This window comes from Pseudorhodoplanes sp., assembly GCF_050250235.1.
In the GTDB taxonomy this organism is placed as follows: domain Bacteria; phylum Pseudomonadota; class Alphaproteobacteria; order Rhizobiales; family Xanthobacteraceae; genus Pseudorhodoplanes.
Window position 1 is genome coordinate 22,929 of sequence record NZ_JBFWPA010000005.1, and the last position, 13,428, is coordinate 36,356.

General features: G+C 63.6%; 15 protein-coding genes. 8 read left to right on the forward strand and 7 right to left on the reverse strand.

Annotated elements, in window-relative coordinates:
• Positions 1 to 15: 15 nt before the first annotated feature.
• The 3 genes from AB7F49_RS03895 to AB7F49_RS03905 all read right to left on the reverse strand — a co-directional run bounded on the left by AB7F49_RS03895 (position 16) and on the right by AB7F49_RS03905 (position 2,321).
• Positions 16 to 654 carry a glutathione S-transferase family protein gene (locus AB7F49_RS03895; RefSeq protein WP_428520520.1) on the reverse strand — a complete coding sequence of 213 codons (639 nt, stop codon included), beginning with the start codon at positions 652 to 654 and terminating at the stop codon, positions 16 to 18.
• Between the two features lie 20 nt (positions 655 to 674).
• On the reverse strand, positions 675 to 1,550 hold the full coding sequence (locus AB7F49_RS03900; RefSeq protein ID WP_428520521.1) for an amidohydrolase family protein: 876 nt from the start codon (positions 1,548 to 1,550) through the stop codon (positions 675 to 677).
• An 87-nt stretch (positions 1,551 to 1,637) separates the two neighbouring features.
• The gene (locus AB7F49_RS03905) at positions 1,638 to 2,321 is read right to left on the reverse strand and encodes a TetR/AcrR family transcriptional regulator (protein WP_428520522.1); all 684 of its coding nucleotides are present in this window, start codon (positions 2,319 to 2,321) and stop codon (positions 1,638 to 1,640) included.
• A gap of 695 nt (positions 2,322 to 3,016) precedes the next feature.
• Here AB7F49_RS03905 and AB7F49_RS03910 point away from each other — a divergent pair.
• The 3 genes from AB7F49_RS03910 (at position 3,017) to AB7F49_RS03920 (ending at position 4,971) form a co-directional block, all read left to right on the forward strand.
• A complete protein-coding gene (locus tag AB7F49_RS03910) occupies positions 3,017 to 4,249 on the forward strand; it encodes an MFS transporter (RefSeq protein ID WP_428520523.1) in 1,233 nt (410 codons plus the stop codon).
• A 71-nt stretch (positions 4,250 to 4,320) separates the two neighbouring features.
• Entirely contained in the window at positions 4,321 to 4,593 is a 273-nt protein-coding gene (locus AB7F49_RS03915; RefSeq protein WP_428520524.1) for a hypothetical protein, read from the forward strand.
• A 195-nt stretch (positions 4,594 to 4,788) separates the two neighbouring features.
• On the forward strand, positions 4,789 to 4,971 hold the full coding sequence (locus AB7F49_RS03920) for a hypothetical protein (RefSeq protein ID WP_428520525.1): 183 nt from the start codon (positions 4,789 to 4,791) through the stop codon (positions 4,969 to 4,971).
• A 3-nt stretch (positions 4,972 to 4,974) separates the two neighbouring features.
• On the opposite strand, the gene AB7F49_RS03925 is transcribed toward AB7F49_RS03920, so the two are convergent.
• Positions 4,975 to 6,579 (reverse strand): glycosyltransferase family 39 protein, encoded by a 1,605-nt coding sequence (locus tag AB7F49_RS03925; protein ID WP_428520614.1) that lies wholly within the window; start codon positions 6,577 to 6,579, stop codon positions 4,975 to 4,977.
• A 120-nt stretch (positions 6,580 to 6,699) separates the two neighbouring features.
• Entirely contained in the window at positions 6,700 to 7,302 is a 603-nt protein-coding gene (locus AB7F49_RS03930) for a superoxide dismutase (RefSeq protein ID WP_428520526.1), read from the reverse strand.
• Positions 7,303 to 7,613: 311 nt separating this feature from the next.
• Between AB7F49_RS03930 and AB7F49_RS03935 the strand changes: the two genes are divergently transcribed.
• The 3 genes from AB7F49_RS03935 to AB7F49_RS03945 all read left to right on the forward strand — a co-directional run bounded on the left by AB7F49_RS03935 (position 7,614) and on the right by AB7F49_RS03945 (position 9,520).
• Positions 7,614 to 8,369 (forward strand): hypothetical protein, encoded by a 756-nt coding sequence (locus AB7F49_RS03935; RefSeq protein ID WP_428520527.1) that lies wholly within the window; start codon positions 7,614 to 7,616, stop codon positions 8,367 to 8,369.
• 228 nt (positions 8,370 to 8,597) lie between these two features.
• Positions 8,598 to 8,894 carry a helix-turn-helix domain-containing protein gene (locus tag AB7F49_RS03940; protein WP_428520528.1) on the forward strand — a complete coding sequence of 99 codons (297 nt, stop codon included), beginning with the start codon at positions 8,598 to 8,600 and terminating at the stop codon, positions 8,892 to 8,894.
• Positions 8,891 to 9,520, forward strand: a complete 630-nt coding sequence (locus AB7F49_RS03945; protein ID WP_428520529.1) for a DUF6456 domain-containing protein — start codon at positions 8,891 to 8,893, stop codon at positions 9,518 to 9,520. Before AB7F49_RS03940 ends, AB7F49_RS03945 begins: the two co-directional genes overlap by 4 nt.
• Here the strand turns inward: AB7F49_RS03945 and AB7F49_RS03950 are convergent.
• Together AB7F49_RS03950 and AB7F49_RS03955 are read right to left on the reverse strand one after the other, a co-directional pair.
• On the reverse strand, positions 9,510 to 9,932 hold the full coding sequence (locus AB7F49_RS03950; RefSeq protein ID WP_428520530.1) for a SufE family protein: 423 nt from the start codon (positions 9,930 to 9,932) through the stop codon (positions 9,510 to 9,512). The genes AB7F49_RS03945 and AB7F49_RS03950 overlap by 11 nt on opposite strands.
• 72 nt (positions 9,933 to 10,004) lie before the next feature.
• On the reverse strand, positions 10,005 to 10,397 hold the full coding sequence (locus tag AB7F49_RS03955; RefSeq protein ID WP_428520531.1) for a DUF5330 domain-containing protein: 393 nt from the start codon (positions 10,395 to 10,397) through the stop codon (positions 10,005 to 10,007).
• Between the two features lie 384 nt (positions 10,398 to 10,781).
• On the opposite strand from AB7F49_RS03955, the gene AB7F49_RS03960 reads away from it, so the two are divergent.
• Both AB7F49_RS03960 and AB7F49_RS03965 read left to right on the forward strand, forming a co-directional pair.
• Positions 10,782 to 12,587, forward strand: a complete 1,806-nt coding sequence (locus AB7F49_RS03960) for a PAS domain-containing sensor histidine kinase (protein ID WP_428520532.1) — start codon at positions 10,782 to 10,784, stop codon at positions 12,585 to 12,587.
• The gene (locus AB7F49_RS03965) at positions 12,580 to 13,398 is read left to right on the forward strand and encodes a peptidoglycan-binding domain-containing protein (protein WP_428520533.1); all 819 of its coding nucleotides are present in this window, start codon (positions 12,580 to 12,582) and stop codon (positions 13,396 to 13,398) included. Before AB7F49_RS03960 ends, AB7F49_RS03965 begins: the two co-directional genes overlap by 8 nt.
• The last annotated feature ends 30 nt before the right edge of the window (positions 13,399 to 13,428 follow it).

A 13,428-nucleotide genomic window follows, 5' to 3' on the forward strand; every position in this document is an offset into this window, starting at 1 on the left:
ATGTCAGTTCCGATCTCAGCCGGAGGGCCGAATGAACGGGTTCTTTTCGCGCTCGAGAGCGCGGCGAACGGCCGGACGTTCCAGCATCCGGTTCTTGAAGCCGGTGAAGCTGCGCAATTCTTCCATCGGCAGCTCGGCCCGGACGCCCCAGCTGTAGAAGACGAGCCCGTACGGATCGCAGACGGTGTATTGGTCGCCCATCAGCCAGGGCTTGCCGTTGAACAGCCCTTCGATCTCGTTGACATTGTCCCAATAGGTCTTCTTGGCGTTTGCCACGACATTGGCGTGCATGCTCTCGTCGGTGACGAAGCGATAGGGCCGGACCATGCCGCGCTGGGAAATGTGCGGCGTGTTGGAAAACCAGGCCATCTGGGAGATGCAGCGCGCCTCTGCGATCGGATCGGTCGGCCACATCCTGGCCTGCGGGAACCGCTTGCCGAGATAGGTGAGGATCGCGGTATTCTCGGTGATGACCTCGCCGTCGACGTCCAGCGCCGGCACTTTTCCGCGCGGATTGATCCTGAGATATTCCGGGGTCTTGTGCGCGCCTTCGGCAAGCAACGTTTGCCGCGGTTCATAGGGCTCGCCGATTTCCTCGAGTGCGATATGCGATGCCAGCGAGCAGGCGCCGGGACTGTAGTACAGAGTCAGCATTTGAAAGATCCAGCGTTGGGTTAGAAGCCGTAGAGCGTCTTTGGGTTGTCGACGAGAATCCTGCGTTGCACCGCCGCGTCGGGCGCCCAGATCGCGACGTTGTTGATCAGTTCGCCGTCGTCCGGCATTTCATCGGCCGGGACTTTCGGATGGGGCCAGTCGGTGCCCCATACGATGCGGTCGGGCCGCGCGGCGATCAGCGCGCGGGCGAAGGGCGCCAGGTCGCGATATCTCTTCGGATCGCGCGACGTGCGATAGGGCGCGGAGAACTTGGTCCAGACCCGTCCGGTCCCGAGCAGACGAATGATGCTCTGAAAGGCGGGCGCGTCGACGCCCTTTGCCGGGTCGGGCCGGCCCATATGATCGATGACCACGTCGGTCGGGAAATCGGCGAAAGCCGTTTCGATGTCGGGAAAGGTCTCGGCGTCGAACATGACCTGGACGTGCCAGCCGAAGCGCTTGACCCGCGCCGCGAGTCGGCGCGAACCCTCCAGCTTGATGCCTTTGCCGGAAACCAGATTGGAACGAAACCCGCAGACGCCGGCCGCGTTGAGCTGTTCCAGCGTTTCGTCGGTCACGTCTTCGTTCAGAACGGCGATGGTGCGAAAGCGGCCGGGATAGGCGGCCATGGCGTCGAGCACGATCGAATGATCGCCGCCATAGACCCCGGCGTGAACGAGCACGGCGTGGCGGCAGCCGATCGCATCGAGCATTCTCACGTAATCGGCGAGGTCGACGGCCGGCGGGACATATTCCAGCGCCTTGCCATATGGGTATTTCGAGGTCGGTCCGTAGATGTGGCAATGCGCGTCGACGGCGCCTTCGGGCACCTTGAACGATGGCGTGCTGGTGTTCATCACCGGCATCGCGCAGATTTCAGCTTCCTTGACGGTCACGGCGGCTCCTGTTGCGAGGCTTCGTCTTTGCAGTCCCGGATCGGGCGCGAAGAACCGGCGGCCGGCGCATTCCGGCGCCTGCCGCATTCATCGAATTGCTTCGGCGGGCCTGGACTTTGCGGGTGCGGACATGCAGCCGATCACCGAGGCGACGAGCTGTTCGATGATCATCTGCGGATCGGCGGTGTTGCAAAGGCCGCCCGAGAGCCGCTTGAGGCGATGCGATCGCTGGCGATCGAGCAGGATGTGCTGGCAGGCGCCGATCGCGAAATCGAGTCGCCAGAAAACCTCCTCACGACCGCAACGCGGAAACGCCCGTTGCAGCGCTTCGGCGAAGCGAACGAAGATATCGTCGACCTGGTCGTAGATTGATTTGTCGATGAAGTCGCGGCGCACGCCGAAAGCGTGGAACAGCAGGGGGACGAGGTAGATTCCGCCGCTCTCCTCGTCGAACGAAACCTGCACCAGCGGCTCGATGAAGGCCCGGATGATCGGTTCGGCTTCCGGCGGGTCGACGACGGCGCCGGTCTCGTAATCGTCGAGCGCCTTGGTTCGAAGCTCGTTCACGCGTCCGAACAGCCGCCGGAATATTTCGCGGATCAGCTGCTCCTTGGTTCCGAAATGATAGTTGATCGCGGCGCCGTTGACGTTGGCGTCGAGCGCAATTTCGCGCACGGAAACGGCATCGAGGCCTGACTGAGCGAAAAGCCGCATCGCGCTTTCCATGATGCGGAGCGGGGTTCCGGTGATCTGGTGTTCAATCAAACGCATGTTTTAATCATGCGCATGTTTGAATGGCGTGTCAATGACATGAGCGTCGCGCAAGCCAAATGAGAATTCTTTCCATAGCCCGCGAAGGTCCTCTTCCGGGCCTAGCAACGACAGGCTTGACAAATCCGGGGATATGGATTATATTCCTATGACCTTGCCCCGGGTACCGGGGACGGAGCGCTCGTCACGAGACGGGGGGCAGGGTGCGGTGGCCGTTTCGGCCGATGCCGACGCATCGGGCGGAGCGGAGGCCCAAGCTGCGATGATCCGGCTCACCGGCCGTGGGTCACCAGCGGAGGATAGCAAGACAAGCCGCCCGGCGATGCCGGTCACCGGTGTATGTCCTCCGGGGTTGTCGCAGAGCAAGCCTATAAACACCGCGCGCGGAACGCCGAGCGATCGGCTTATCCGTGGTGACTTAAATTCTCGTGTGGTCAAACTCACTTCCCACACGAGGCCGCGGGCAGGCTGAGAGCCCGGCGTTCCGCGCGCCCCGGCCTTGAGGCGAAGGCCTTTGGGGGCGAATGCGATGGGTTCGTCCTGCGCGCCGGTTGCGCTGCGGGACGGGCCTATGGCAGCCCCGAAACGGAACCGATGGCGGCACGCGCGAGCGGCGGGATGCCCCACCTTCGCAGAGCGCATGCCCGGGCGACCCGCTTCATGCTATGCGACAATGCCAGCCGGGATTCCTTCGCATGACGCCGACCACCATCGTCGCCAGTCCTCCACACTTGGCCGATCTGCGGGTGATCGGCCTGGTCGGCGCCGCGCATTTCGTGAGCCATGTCTTCATCCTGGTGCTGCCGCCGGTGTTCCCGCTGGTGCGTGCGGAATTCAGCGTGAGCTATACCGAACTCGGGCTGGTGGTCGCGGTCTTCAACGTCATTTCGGCGCTGCTGCAGACGCCCGCGGGCTTTCTGGTCGACCGCAGCTCCGCGCGCATGGTGCTGGTCGGAGGGCTGGTCCTGGGCGCGGCTTCGCTCGCGGCCGCGGCGGCGGCGCCGAGCTTCCTGCTGCTCGGTCTCGCCTTCGCCTGCCTCGGCCTTGCCAATACCGTCTATCACCCGGCGGATTACGCGCTGCTGTCGAACCGCGTCTCGCATGGTCGCGTCGGGCAGGCCTTTTCCATCCATATCTTCGCGGGCTTTCTCGGTACCGCGGTGACGCCGGCCGCGATGGTCATTCTCGCATCTGCGATCGGCTGGCGCGGCGCCTTTGTCGCGGCGGCGCTGCTCGGGCTTGTCGTCGCCGCGGCGATCCTGATACTCGGCGAGCCGCTTGCCGGACGCGAGGCGGCGCGCGCCAGGGCCGCGGACGCGGCGGCGCCATCCGCGGGCGACTGGCGGGTGCTGATGACCATGCCGGTCATTCTCAATCTCATCTTCTTCATGCTGATCGCGGCCTTTGCCGTCGGCGTGCAGAATTACGGCATCGTCGCGCTCGAAGCGCTGTGGGCGACACCGCTGTCGCTCAGCACCACGGCGATCACCGTGCATCTGATGCTGAGCGCCTTCGCGGTGCTGGTGGGAGGATGGCTTACCGCGCGCACCGACCGGCACGAGACGATCGCGCTGATCGGGCTGTTCGTCAGCGGCATCACGCTGCTGCCGATCGCGTTCGTGGATTTCAACGCCACCTTCCTCATCGCGCTGATGGCTTTGTCCGGCTTCTTCAACGGCGTGCTGCAGCCTTCGCGCGACATGATCGTGCGGGCGGTGACGCCGCCCGGCGCCTTCGGACGGGTATTCGGCTTTGTCACCACCGGCTTCAACATCGGTGGCGTGCTGGCGCCGCCGGCGTTCGGATACATGATGGATGTCGGAACGCCGGCAAGCGTGATCGTCGGCACCGCGATCTGCTCGCTCGCTGCGATCCCGGTGGTGCTGTTCAGTGTGGCGCGCGGGCGGCGGGGCGTGACGAACGCCTGAGCGGTGACGGAATCTTAACCATAATGCGATGGAGTGTCTTTGGTGGGTTTCTCCCACGCATGGAGACTGCGATGCGGGGCATCGTGCTTGCAGCAACGGTGGGGCTTGCGCTCGTCGCGGCGCCGCATTCGGCGGATGCCTATTTCGAGGGGCGCAGTGTGGTGACCGGCGCGGCGATCGGTGCCGGCGTCGGCGCCGTGATCGGTGGTCCGCCCGGAGCCGTGGTCGGCACGATCGTCGGTGTCGCGGTCGGCGGTCCGCGTTTGCCACCATGGCTGCGGTCCGGCCGGCACCAGGAATGCTGGTACGACCGGGCTGGCATGCGCCACTGCCGGTTCTACTAGGTCACCGACTCGGTCTTGGTCTGCAAAGCTCGGCACTGCCGGGCTTTTTCGCGTTGCAGCAAGATTTGTGTGCTTGCGACGATATGGTGACGAGAACGTGAAGAAATTGTGGATAAGCGGTGGATAACTACCGCCCGGTCGCAATTACCTCCGACGTCATCCTAGGATCGTTCTGACGTGGAGGTTGCGTCCGTAATGTTGAAGTACAAGTGCTCACGAAGTGGGCGGGTCGTCACGACCAGTATTGAAACTGACACCGTGACGCTGCTCGAAATGCGTAACATGAAGCTGTCGGTCTGGTGTCCGCATTGCTGGACGTCACACCAGATCAAGGCCAGCGACGCATTTCTTGAACCAATGGCGCAGGCGGCCGAATAGCTGTCACTGCACCGGCGGAGTTGTGAACAGCTCCCGGATATTCCGTCCGCGCAAATCATAGACCCGCGCAAAAACCACGCCATCACGCTCGATCCGCACGAGTTCAGGCGCCTTCAATTCGGCACAATAGAATTCGCCCAGCATCAATGCGAAGTCGGCGCCCCTGGTGTTCCATGTAGTCAGGAAATCGTCGCCGAGTTCGACCTCGGCGGGAGGGTGCGGGCCGCAAATTGCGATGATCCAGCGGCGGCCCTCGGGAATCTGGTTGCCTTGCTCGTCGAGTACGCCCAGCAATTCATCCGCGGCCTGCTTGAACGAGAGACCCCAGTAATCGAGCATATAGGCCTTGTCGGCGGCACGCGTGCCGCCGCTGATTACATTGAAATGCGCGTATTGATATGGATGAAGCGCTACCATCGCATATGCGGGCACCGACAGTCCTGCGAGGACCGCAACGCCAGCCGCCGAGGCGGCCAGGCGCGAGCGTTCGGCAAGCCTGCGCAGGAGAAAGCCGCCGGCCAATCCGCCCAGCACGCAAAGCGGCGGCAGGATGAAGATGAAATGCCGGATGCCGTTATACATGGCAGGTCGCGTCGCGACCGCGATCGCAATCGGGATTGCGACTGCCATCCCGACAAGCAGGATGGCGGCGCGGCGCTGCGCGGGAATATCGCCTCGAAACTGCGCGACCATCGCACCAACGAATCCCGCACCGCCGAGCAGGATCAGGATTTCGGGAAGCTTCAGCCGAAGATAGGTCGGCAGATAACTGCGCGGCATGTCGGGCACGGAAACGGGCCGGCCGTCGAACATCTCCATCCATGGCTTTTCGAAAAAATGCGAGAAGTACCCGATCGCGCGGATCGGATTGAACGGTTCTGCGATCGACCAGGGCCACACGATAGCCATCACCGCATAGCCGATCAGAGCGCCCGGCAAGAGCCGCAGCAGAAAAGCGCCGAACGAAGTTGCGGCCGGGGTGACGCCCCTTTCGCGAATGTCGTGGCCGATGACCAGCGCCAGGGGAGCGATCATGTAGAGCGCCGTCACGCCGCCCATGATGCGGGTCCCGAGCGCAAACCCGAGGCCGAGGCCGACGATGATGATCGTGGCCACGCCCGGTCGCGGATAACCCTCGAGTGCCCGGACGAGCCCCAACAGCAGCAGCACCATCGCGACCGCGAACGGGGCATCCTTCGCGTTGATGAACATGTGGCCATAAAACAGCGGCGTCGTCGCCAGCAGCGCCAGCGCGATCAGGCCTGACAGCGGGCCGCCAAGCCTGCGGGCGACTCGCCAGGTGATCACCAGGCCGATCAGTCCGATCGCGGCTCCCGTCAGGCGCCGTGTCTCGAACAGGTCGAAGGGAAGCGCCTTGGCGGCCAGAGCCGCCAGCATGTCGAAGCCGCCGCCATACATGTACAGATTGACGAAGGAAAGTGCGCGCCGATCGGATAGCCCGGAAGCGTAATAGTCGAGCAGCAACTGACCATATTGCGAATGGGTATAGTCGTCCCATCCGAGGCCGTAATCGGAGAATGTCAGACAGGCGATCAGGGCAAGCGCCGCAACCAATGCCCATGCCGCGATGTCGCAGGACAGCTCCAGCGGACGCTGTGCAAAGGCCTGCCGTACTGCAGATTGCGAGCGTTCCGATAGCGACGCGGCCGCCCGGTCGGGCGGCCGCGAGGGATATTGTTGGGGATCGCGCAAGGAATAGGGCGAAGCCTATTTGGCCGCCTTCTCGTACATTTCGGCGACATAGTCCCAGTTCACCAGATGATCGACGAACGCCTTCAGATAATCCGGACGGCGATTGCGATAATCGATGTAGTAGGAGTGTTCCCACACGTCGCATCCAAGGATCGGAGACGCGCCGTGCACCAGCGGGCTCTCCCCGTTGGCCGACTTCATGATGACGATCTTGCCGTCCTTCACGGCGAGCCAGCACCAGCCGGACCCGAACTGGGTCACGCCGGCCTGGGCGAAGTCCTCCTTCATCTTGGCGACCGATCCGAGGTCGGACACGATCTTCTTCTCGAGATTTCCCGGAATCTTGTCGCCGCCGCCGCTTGGCTTCATCCATTTCCAGAAATGGATGTGATTGTAGTGCTGGCCGGCATTGTTGAAGAGGCCGGGATTCTTGCCGAAGGATCCCTTCACAATGTCCTCGAGGGATTTGCCCTCCCACTCGGTCCCCTTGAGCAGATTATTGCCGTTATTGACGTAAGCCAGATGATGCTTGTCGTGATGATATTCGAGCGTCTCGCGCGACATGTAGGGGGCGAGGGCGTCGTACGAATAGGGCAGATCGGGCAACGTGAATGACATGGAGCGTGCTCACTTTTCGGGTGACGTTGACGGTGTCCGGGCGACGGTAAACCCGGCCAGCCTGCATTCAGTTAGGCCCTGGGCAAAGCGGAAGCAATATTGCAGCACGGCACAAAGGGCGGCAATTCCTGCTTTGATTCGCGGAACGGAGCTTTTCCTTTGGCGTTGGGTGTGGTTGAGGTGGGCCCGTGGCTGACCGGTTAAGCAAAAGCGAAGTTTGCCTTAGCTTTTCGAGGCGGTGGCTTGCCTGAGTGAGGGAAGGCCGTCACAATTCGTTTAGAATTGTGGCGGCGGGGCGCGAGGACTGCGGAATGTCTTTTGTCTTGATGGTGGTCGGGATTCTGGCGACCGCATTGGGCGCAATCCTGATCGGATTTGGTATTCCGATCAATGAGTTCAGTCTCGGCAACACACTGATTTTGGCCGGAACAGTGACGGCAATGGGTGGGTTGATCGTGCTCGCGATCAGCCGTGCTGTCAGCCAGCTGACGCGAATCGCCGACCTGCTTTCGAGCCGGCCGCAGGCGGCGTCCGGCGCGCCGACCATGACATCCGCGCCGATGGCTCCGCCCGTGGCGCCGGCCTCTTCGCCGCGCGCCCAGCAATCGCGGGCCCAGTCTGATGAGTTCGAGATGCCCGAGATGGTGGAGGCGGTCCGTCCGCCACCACGCGCCGCGGCGCCCGCGGCCGAAGAGCCGGCAGCCGCTCCGCCGGTCGCACCCCGTCCGGGCTGGCGGCCGCCGCGCCCATCCGCCGACCGGCCGGCGAAGCCCCCCGCTGCGCCGGAACCGCGCCGACCGGCAGCCGCGTCGGAGAATCCCTTCGATCCGGGATGGCCGGACAAATCGGCCGCACCCCAGCGCCGTGAACCGTCGATCGAGCCGCCCGGCGAGCCGGCGCCTGCGGGCGGGCGGGCTGAAGCGGTCACGGTACTCAAGTCCGGGGTTGTGGATGGCATGGCCTACACGCTCTACACGGATGGCTCAATCGAAGCCGAGCTTGCCCAGGGGGTGGTGCGTTTCGGCTCGATCGAAGAGCTGCGCAATCACCTTGAAAAGAGCGCCTGACGCGCCGGCAATCGCATCTCTGTCCTTATCTCAATTGGTCCGGGCGATTTGTGATCGCACGGGCAAAAAAGTTATCCCCCCGATGCTGCGGCCGTTGCAATCTATAGGTAATAAATCCTATAGAGGTGGGCAATGGATCGGAATGTCGTGGAAATCAGAGAACCGGCAGCCTCATCGCGGCGGTGTTCGCGCAGTGCGGGACGGCCACGAACCAGCGCTGAGACTCGCTTGTATGAGGCGATCGAAGCCGCCTTCGACGTCGACCGCAATGAACTCGGCGCGGCGACGCGCGGGCGCGGCGTGGTCGCACTCGCGCGCCAGACCGGAATGTATCTCGCGCGCGTCGCGTTCGGAATGAAGCTCACGGATGCTGGCCACCTGTTTGGCCGCGATCGCACGACCGCCTCTCACGCCTGCCGCCTTGTAGAGGATCGGCGCGACGATCCCGGCTTCGACGCGCTCCTGTCTGCGATCGAGGCATTCGCGCTTCGGACCGATGTTCCCGAAGGGAGGCGGTGGCGATGACTCCTCCTCGATCGAGCAGGACGGGTCTCCATGCCCCAGATGGCGCGTGTGTCGACCGTTATCGTGCGCAGCATCTGTCGCTCACCGACGGACAGGGCGCCGATATCGGGATCGGGGCCAAATTCGATGAATCGGAGAGTCCGCTGCTCTGGCTTGCGCGGCGAAAAGGCACCGACGGGCGCGCGCTGATCGAGCCGCAGCAATTGCAGGCCGGAGAACGGCTGCGGGCTGACTTTACTCAGGCGCAGATGATGCCGCGGACCACCGCAAACTGGCATGCCGCGGTGGCGGGCCGTCGACGCGATGGAGTGGGATCCGGCCATGTCAGCGAATGCGTGGTGGCCGCCCGCCAGCGCCTGCGGCACGCTCTCGATGCCGTGGGGCCTGAATTTTCCGGCCTGCTCATCGATATCTGCTGCTTTCTCAAGAAGCTCGATACGGTCGAGCGGGAGCGGCGATGGCCCGCGCGCTCAGCCAAGATTGTGCTTCAGTTAGCGCTCGATCGTCTTGCGCGCCACTATGGCTATCGCGCGGCGATCACCGGCCGGGCCGCGTCGACGATCCGCGCCTGGACGGATGATCGATCCGCAGGCTCGCTCGCACGCGATGCCCCGGCTAGGGATTGAGAGCCGCGCGCGCATCCGACTGAATACGATCGATCATGGCGCGAAAGCCGTTCGATCGTTGCGGAGTCAGATGCTCGCGAAGCCCGAGTTTCTCGAACAGAGCCTGCGCGTCGGTCGCCATGATCGAGCGGGCCGGCTTTCCGGAATAGAGCGCGAACAGGATCGCAATCAGGCCTCGCACGATATGGGCATCGCTGTCGCCGTGGAAAACAAGAACGGGACCGTCCGGGCCATTCCGCCGGGTATCGGTTTTCATCCAGACCTGACTCGCACAGCCGCGCACCTTGTTCGCCTCGGTTCGCGCGTCCTCGGGCAATTCGGGTAGCGAACGGCCGAGTTCGATGATGTAGCGGTAGCGGTCATCCCACTCATCAAGCAGTTCGAAATTGTCGATAATCTCGTCGATCGCCATCGGCCCCGGCCTCGCTGTCCCATACAGGATATAGGCAAGCGAGGGGACCGGCGAAAGCGCCGGGGAACCCGGTCATGCCGGACGCCGCGGATCCCTTGGCGGGAGAGGGGCCTGCCATTCCGGCTTCAGATCGGCGGGCGTCAGCGTATGCTGCGATTGTCCGCCGCCCGATCGCGAGATCGAGCCGGTTTCGGTCGGCGCCAGGCGATCATGCAGGAAGTCGAACAGATAGCGCGCCCCGGCCTGCGCGCGCTGCCCGAACGCGATTGCGGCCTGTCCGCCGACGTCACAGGCGTCTGGCTGACGATTGCAGAAGCCGGAAAGGTCCGACACCGCGGCGGTCGCTGCATTCACGGCGTCCGCTGCCCCGATACGCGGCGCCTCGCCTTTCGGCTGGTAGTCGCCGCTCGGCAGAAGCACCAAGACGATGCTAAGCCAGAATGCCACCCGCAACAGAAAGAACATGACCTGCGCTCCCCACGGCTCGGCTGGCCGCGTATGCGCAAGGTCTAACAGCCGCGATTGAAAACCCGATTGGACTTTTCGGGCTTATTCGATGCGAATGCGCATCGAGTTTGAATACAATTTGAATCGATTCACGTCGGGGAACCCGGTTTCGGCGATTCTTCGGCCATGAGCGTGTCGGCAAGGATTCGGATACCTTGAGCGGAAACCGAACATTCACCATCCGGCGATGATCGTGCGCGTGCCACTCCCGGATTGGTGCACGACCGACCGCTCGACGCCGCCAAAGTTCGTTCCCTTAGCGTTCGCTTAAGCGCCGTCTGACACGATCGCGCGCAAACGGGGAGTGCGTCGGCCGAGTTCTGGCTGGCGCAATGAGTAGCCTTGAGTCTAGCCGAGCCGCTTCGCGTCTATATTGACAGCCTCGTCCACCCATCGGTGCAGCAGGACCCGCTGACCGCGACGCGGCATCGCGCCTTCATTGCGCCACGGCTTCTCGGGTCGCTGATCGCGCTTGCCGCGTTTCCTGTCTATCTGGCGATGCGCGGGGTGCCGAGCGCGCTCGAAATCTCGGTATTTGCCTGGCTCGTGATCCCGATCCTGATCGCCTATTATCTGTCGCGGACCGGCCGCTACGAGGGCGCGCATATCCTGTCGTCGTTTTCGCTCACCGGTCTCGTCTTCGTCGTGGCATGCAAGACAGGAGGCATTTCATCTTTTGCCGCCATATGGCTCGTGGTGGTGCCGCTCGAGGCGGCGCTGTCGGCGTCGCGTAAGGTGGTTGCCATCGCGTCCACCTTCGCGCTCGCCGCCGCAGGCATTCTGCTGGTGGCGCAGACGCTGGACGTCCTGCCCCCCTCGGCGATCGGCGATCAGGCCGGTCTTGCCGCGCTCGGAATCATTTCCGCATCGCTCTATGCAACCGGGCTCGCACTCGGAGCCGAAGCGTTGGCGCGCACAAGTTTCTGGCTGCTCTACGCGGAGGAGGATCGCTATCGCCTGCTGGCGCGCAACATGACCGATGTCATCACCCGGCATGGGCGCAACGGCGCGGTGCTGTTTGTCTCGCCGGCGGGGGAAACGCTGTTCGGCGCCCGGATCAAGGACCTGATGGGCCACGGATTGTTCGACCGCGTCCACGTTTCCGACCGCCCGGCCTATCTGTCGGCGCTGGCGGATGCCGCGCAGGGCGAGCAGCAATCGGTCGAGTTCCGGGTGAAGCGCCCGCAGGGAAAATCGGAATCGGCGATCGAGTTCGTATGGGTGGAGATGCGCTGCCGGCTGCTCGACAGAACGCCGGGCGGGCCGGGCGCCCGCGAAGTGGTGGCGGTGATGCGCGATGTCTCGGACCGCAAGAGCCAGGAACAGGCGCTGGAGGTTGCGCGGGCCGAATCCGAGCGCGCCAATGCCGCCAAGACGCGGTTTCTCGCGACTATGAGCCACGAGCTGCGTACCCCTCTGAACGCAATCATCGGCTTCTCGGAGATGCTGGTGAACGAGGAGCAGATGCGCCTCGACGCCGCGCGGCGGCAGGAATATGCGCGGCTGATCAACGATTCCGGCAACCATCTGCTCGCCGTGGTGAATGGCATCCTCGACATGTCGAAGATGGAAACTGGAGATTTCGAGATCACTCCGGAGCCCTTCGCGCCATCGCGGGTGATCAGCAATTGCTGCGATATCCTTGCGCTGCGCGCACGCGAAGCCGGCCTCGATCTCGTTTTGCGCAATGCCGAAAATCTTCCCGATATCGTCGCCGACAAGCGCGCATTCAAGCAGATCATGCTCAATCTTCTGTCCAACGCAATCAAGTTCACCGATCGGGGGGGACGCGTGATCATCGCCTCGCGTCTGGATGGCGACCGCATGGTCGTGTCGGTCGAGGACAATGGCGTCGGCATCAGCGATGCGGACCTGCCCCGCATCGGCAACCCGTTCTTCCAGGCACGCTCCGCCTATGACCGCAGGCATGATGGCACTGGGCTGGGGCTGTCGATCGTAAAGGGGCTGGTAGCGCTGCATGGCGGCGACATGCAGGTGAAGAGCGAACTCGGCAGGGGAACGACGATATCGATCGGCCTGCCGCTCGATTGCGAAAACGGCGCGGCCCGCGCAACGAATAGCGCCCCGCCGACGTCATTTGAACTGGCACGCAGACAGACTGAAATACAGGTGCGCAAGAGTGCGTAAGTCATCACAGCGCAAAGCGGCGTCGATCACACTGAACGACAGTCCGTCGCCGTCCGCGAGCGGCTGGCGCAAGGACGCCATCGCAGCCGTCGTCGCAGTTGCGGCGCTTTCGGCGGTGGTCGCAAATGCTGCATTCATGCAGACGGGTCCGCATCCTGCGCCGATTTTCGCAGGCCAGCCGGGGTCGGCCGCCGCGCCGTCGTCCAGGGCGGTTCGCGTGGTGGGCCAGGAGATCACTGGACCACCGCTCGCGGTGACGGCGGCGCCGAAAGGACCGCTGCTGGAATCCGGGACCGTGCGAGCGGAGCCGATGAGTGCCGAACCGGCAAAAGCCGAACCGGCGGCGGCAAGGCCACGCCAGGAGGTGATCGCCGATATCCAGCGCGAACTGTCCCGGCGCGGATTCTATGACGGCGCGCCGGACGGCGTGCATGGTCCGAAAACCGATGCCGCGATGCGCGACTTCGAGCAGGCCGCCGGACTGCGGCCCGGGTCCGAAGCGAATGAAATCTTTCTTCGCGCTGTGATGCGCTCGCAGGCGAAAGCCGGATCACGTGTGGCCGCGGCGCAGCCGGCGGGGACTGATCCGATCGCCGAACTGATCGCGCCCTCGTCGAAACGGATCTTTGCGTTGCAGCGGGCCCTGACGGATTTCGGTTATGGGCAATTCAAACCGAACGGAATCTTCGGCCCCGAGACCAGACTCGCCATCGAGCAATTCGAACGCACGCGAAAGATGCCGCCGACCGGCCAGATATCGCCGCGGTTGCTGCGTGAACTGTCCGCTGTCACCGGCCGCCAATTCGAATAGCAGCTCTTGCCGCGCAAGCGGTTTCGCGCG